General features: G+C 52.6%; 1 rRNA gene. It reads right to left on the bottom strand.

Features of this window, described 5'->3' with window-relative positions:
* Positions 1-7 precede the first annotated feature (7 nt).
* A 23S ribosomal RNA gene (locus UB32_RS06665) occupies positions 8-2961 on the bottom strand.
* Between the last annotated feature and the right edge of the window lie 155 nt (positions 2962-3116).

Below are 3116 nucleotides of genomic sequence, written 5' to 3'. Positions count from 1 at the left end.
TTCATTTTTGGTTAAGTCCTCGAACGATTAGTATCAGTCAGCTCCACACGTCACCGCGCTTCCACCTCTGACCTATCAACCTGATCATCTTTCAGGGTTCTTACTAGCTTGCGCTATGGGAAATCTCATCTTGAGGGGGGCTTCATGCTTAGATGCTTTCAGCACTTATCCCGTCCGCACATAGCTACCCAGCGATGCCTTTGGCAAGACAACTGGTACACCAGCGGTGCGTCCATCCCGGTCCTCTCGTACTAAGGACAGCTCCTCTCAAATTTCCTGCGCCCACGACGGATAGGGACCGAACTGTCTCACGACGTTCTGAACCCAGCTCGCGTACCGCTTTAATGGGCGAACAGCCCAACCCTTGGGACCGACTACAGCCCCAGGATGCGATGAGCCGACATCGAGGTGCCAAACCTCCCCGTCGATGTGGACTCTTGGGGGAGATAAGCCTGTTATCCCCGGGGTAGCTTTTATCCGTTGAGCGATGGCCCTTCCATGCGGAACCACCGGATCACTAAGCCCGACTTTCGTCCCTGCTCGACTTGTAGGTCTCGCAGTCAAGCTCCCTTGTGCCTTTACACTCTGCGAATGATTTCCAACCATTCTGAGGGAACCTTTGGGCGCCTCCGTTACTCTTTAGGAGGCGACCGCCCCAGTCAAACTGCCCACCTGACACTGTCTCCCGCCCCGATTAGGGGCGCGGGTTAGAATTTCAATACAGCCAGGGTAGTATCCCACCGACGCCTCCACCGAAGCTAGCGCTCCGGCTTCTCAGGCTCCTACCTATCCTGTACAAGCTGTACCAAAATTCAATATCAGGCTACAGTAAAGCTCCACGGGGTCTTTCCGTCCTGTCGCGGGTAACCTGCATCTTCACAGGTACTATAATTTCACCGAGTCTCTCGTTGAGACAGTGCCCAGATCGTTACGCCTTTCGTGCGGGTCGGAACTTACCCGACAAGGAATTTCGCTACCTTAGGACCGTTATAGTTACGGCCGCCGTTTACTGGGGCTTCGATTCAGAGCTTCGCGTGAGCTAACCCCTCCTCTTAACCTTCCAGCACCGGGCAGGCGTCAGCCCCTATACTTCGCCTTGCGGCTTCGCAGAGACCTGTGTTTTTGCTAAACAGTCGCCTGGGCCTATTCACTGCGGCTCATCCGGGCTATTCACCCAAATGAGCACCCCTTCTCCCGAAGTTACGGGGTCATTTTGCCGAGTTCCTTAACGAGAGTTCTCTCGCTCACCTTAGGATTCTCTCCTCGCCTACCTGTGTCGGTTTGCGGTACGGGCACCTAATATCATCGCTAGAGGCTTTTCTTGGCAGTGTGGAATCAGGAACTTCGGTACTTTATTTCCCTCGCTGTCACAGCTCAGCCTTCACGCAAGCGGGATTTGCCTCGCTTGCAGCCTACCTGCTTAGACGCGCATATCCAACAGCGCGCTTACCCTATCCTCCTGCGTCCCCCCGTCGCTCAAACGATAAAGAGGTGGTACAGGAATATCAACCTGTTGTCCATCGCCTACGCCTTTCGGCCTCGGCTTAGGTCCCGACTAACCCTGAGAGGACGAGCCTTCCTCAGGAAACCTTAGGCATTCGGTGGATGGGATTCTCACCCATCTTTCGCTACTCATACCGGCATTCTCACTTCTAAGCGCTCCACCAGTCCTTCCGGTCTGACTTCAACGCCCTTAGAACGCTCTCCTACCACTGACATCTAAGATGTCAATCCACAGCTTCGGTGATCCGTTTAGCCCCGGTACATTTTCGGCGCAGAGTCACTCGACCAGTGAGCTATTACGCACTCTTTAAATGGTGGCTGCTTCTAAGCCAACATCCTGGTTGTCTAAGCAACTCCACATCCTTTTCCACTTAACGGATACTTTGGGACCTTAGCTGGTGGTCTGGGCTGTTTCCCTTTTGACTACGGATCTTATCACTCGCAGTCTGACTCCCACGGATAAGTCTTTGGCATTCGGAGTTTGTCTGAATTCGGTAACCCGATGAGGGCCCCTAGTCCAAACAGTGCTCTACCTCCAAGACTCTTTCTACGTGAGGCTAGCCCTAAAGCTATTTCGGAGAGAACCAGCTATCTCCAAGTTCGATTGGAATTTCTCCGCTACCCACACCTCATCCCCGCACTTTTCAACGTGCGTGGGTTCGGGCCTCCAGTTGGTGTTACCCAACCTTCACCCTGGACATGGGTAGATCACCTGGTTTCGGGTCTACGACCACATACTAATGCGCCCTATTCAGACTCGCTTTCGCTGCGGCTCCGTCTTCTCAACTTAACCTTGCATGTAATCGTAACTCGCCGGTTCATTCTACAAAAGGCACGCCATCACCCGGCCTGTTTCGAAAAACAAGCACTGGGCTTTGACTACTTGTAGGCACACGGTTTCAGGATCTCTTTCACTCCCCTTCCGGGGTGCTTTTCACCTTTCCCTCACGGTACTGGTTCACTATCGGTCACTAGGGAGTATTTAGCCTTGGGAGATGGTCCTCCCAGCTTCCGACGGGATTTCTCGTGTCCCGCCGTACTCAGGATCCACTCAGGAGGGAACGAAGTTTCAACTACAGGGTTTTTACCTTCTCTGACGGGCCTTTCCAGGCCGCTTCATCTACCCCGTTCCTTTGTAACTCCATGTTGAGTGTCCTACAACCCCAAGAGGCAAGCCTCTTGGTTTGGGCTATGTCCCGTTTCGCTCGCCGCTACTCAGGGAATCGCGTTTGCTTTCTCTTCCTCCGGGTACTTAGATGTTTCAGTTCCCCGGGTCTGCCTTCCATGCCCTATGTATTCAGGCATGAATCCTGTTCCATTACGAACAGTGGGTTTCCCCATTCGGAAATCTCCGGATCAAAGCTTACTTACAGCTCCCCGAAGCATATCGGTGTTAGTCCCGTCCTTCATCGGCTCCTAGTGCCAAGGCATCCACCGTGCGCCCTTTCTAACTTAACCAATGTTTTCGGTGAAGGATCAGCTTCGAATCTCTTCGTCAGCTGCTGATTCACCTTTTCTTGGTCATCCCTCTTCTTTTCAGAAAGAAGGAAAACTAAAATGGCAATCAAGGAATAATAAACATTATTCCCACTCGGTTTTTCTTGGTTCTTCTT

It is taken from the genome of Mesobacillus subterraneus (assembly GCF_000934845.1).
GTDB classification, from domain to species: Bacteria; Bacillota; Bacilli; order Bacillales; family Cytobacillaceae; genus Mesobacillus; species Mesobacillus stamsii.
This window is presented reverse-complemented; position numbering and strand designations above follow the sequence as displayed.